Here is a 1,856-nt window from a genome sequence, read left to right as displayed (position 1 = left end):
AGGCAAACAGTTTTTTCATGATGAACTCCTGTGATTAATAGAAAAATGGCATGACGTAGGGAAATCCGAGCGCGACCAGAACCAGCGCGGCCACGACCCAGAAAATGAGCTTGTAAGTAGCGCGCACTTGGGGAATCGCACACACATCCCCTGGTTTGCAGGCTTGCGCCGGTCGGTAGATGCGCCGCCAGGCGAAAAACAGCGCCACCAACGCCGCGCCGATGAAGATCGGGCGATAAGGTTCCAACACCGTCAAGTTGCCGATCCAAGCGCCGCTGAACCCCAGGGCGATCAGAACCAGCGGCCCCAGGCAGCAAGCCGAGGCGAGGATGGCGGCTAGCCCGCCAGTGAAGAGCGCCCCGCGCCCGTTTTGAGGTTCAGACATACGCTTGTCCTTTCAAATCTGGATTGGATAGCTTAAGCTTACTTCCGTACCAATGTACGGAGTCAAGCGATATGGAAAAAAATTTGGAGAATCTGACTATTGGCGTTTTCGCCAAGGCGGCCGGGGTCAACGTGGAAACAATCCGGTTCTATCAGCGCAAGGGCTTGTTGCCGGAGCCGGACAAGCCCTATGGCAGCATCCGCCGCTATGGCGAGGCGGATGTGACGCGGGTGCGCTTCGTGAAATCAGCCCAGCGGCTCGGATTCAGCCTCGACGAGATCGCAGAGCTGCTGAGGCTGGATGACGGCACCCACTGCGAGGAAGCCAGCAGCCTGGCCGAGCACAAGCTTCAGGACGTGCGCGAAAAAATGACCGACCTGGCGCGCATGGAAACCGTGCTATCCGAACTTGTGTTCGCCTGCCATGCGCGGCAAGGGAACGTTTCTTGCCCGCTGATTGCTTCGCTGCAAGGGGAGAAAGAGCCGCGTGGTGCCGACGCGGTGTAGCCGAGGGTAGTTACGCCTTAGCGTGCTTTATTTTCCGTTTTCTGAGACGACCCCCTCCTGGTCGGCCAGCTCACCGGGCCAGCTCGCCAGCTCGTCATCGGGGAGGGCCGCCAGGATTTGCGGCAGGCTCTGCGTTCGATACGGCGGCGGCGGCAGGTCGGCGGCCGGGCCGTCGCCATCGAGGAACGCGGGGCCTTCTTCCTGGCGTTCATCATCGACGGCCGCCAGGGCGTCGGCTTCGCTCAATGCGTCCTCGGCGAACGCACCACGTCGGCGGGCCTCGGTCTTTGTCACTTCCTCGCCACGCGCCAGCGCCCGGTAAAGGGTCGAACGATGCACGGCCAGCAGCTCGGCCGCTTCCTTCACCGTCCGGCCGTCACGGTCGATCAGCTCGCGGGCGTGCTCGATCTGCGCCGGGGTGAGGGTAGGGCGCGGGCCGAACTTCACGCCTCGGGCCTTGGCCGCTTCCCGGCCGTTCCTGGTGCGGTCGATGATTAGGGAACGCTCGAACTCGGCGATGCCGGCAAACACGGTCAGAACCATGCGGCCGGCCGGGGTGGTGGTGTCGGCCCACGGCTCGGCCAGGCTGCGCAAACCCGCGCCGACCGCCTGGATACGCTCGGCAATGTCCAGCAGGTCGCGGGTGCTGCGGGCCAGGCGGTCAAGCCTGGTCACAGTCACAACATCGCCAGGGCGCAAGTGATCGAGCACGCGGGCCAGCTCGGGCCTGTCGCGCCTGGTGCCGGTGATCTTCTCGGCAAAGATGCGCGTGCAGCCTGCGGCGTGCAGCTCGGCGCGTTGGTTGGTCAAGTCCTGGTCGTCGGTGCTGACGCGGGCATATCCCAGCAGCAGGCCAGCGGCGGCGCTCTTGTCTTTCATGGCGTAATGTCTCCGGTTCTAGTCGCAAGTATTCTATTTCATGCAACTAAAACACGCGACAAAAAACGCCAGGGAAAGGGCAGGGT

Annotated in this window: 2 protein-coding genes and 1 pseudogene; 1 reads left to right on the top strand and 2 read right to left on the bottom strand. The window is 62.8% G+C overall.

What is annotated here, in order from left to right:
- Positions 1–34 precede the first annotated feature (34 nt).
- Positions 35–385, bottom strand: a complete 351-nt coding sequence (locus DN824_RS22340; RefSeq protein WP_001294666.1) for a mercuric transport protein MerT — start codon at positions 383–385, stop codon at positions 35–37.
- Positions 386–456: 71 nt separating this feature from the next.
- On the opposite strand from DN824_RS22340, the gene DN824_RS22335 reads away from it, so the two are divergent.
- Positions 457–891: a mercury resistance transcriptional regulator MerR gene (locus DN824_RS22335; protein ID WP_000414383.1), complete on the top strand. Its 435-nt coding sequence runs from the start codon at positions 457–459 to the stop codon at positions 889–891.
- 303 nt (positions 892–1,194) lie between these two features.
- On the opposite strand, the pseudogene DN824_RS22330 reads toward DN824_RS22335, so the two are convergent.
- Positions 1,195–1,770 (bottom strand): annotated as a pseudogene (locus DN824_RS22330) (recombinase family protein); the annotation flags it as partial.
- Positions 1,771–1,856: the final 86 nt, after the last annotated feature.

Source organism: Stutzerimonas nosocomialis (assembly GCF_005876855.1).
GTDB classification, from domain to species: Bacteria; Pseudomonadota; Gammaproteobacteria; order Pseudomonadales; family Pseudomonadaceae; genus Stutzerimonas; species Stutzerimonas nosocomialis.
This window is presented reverse-complemented; position numbering and strand designations above follow the sequence as displayed.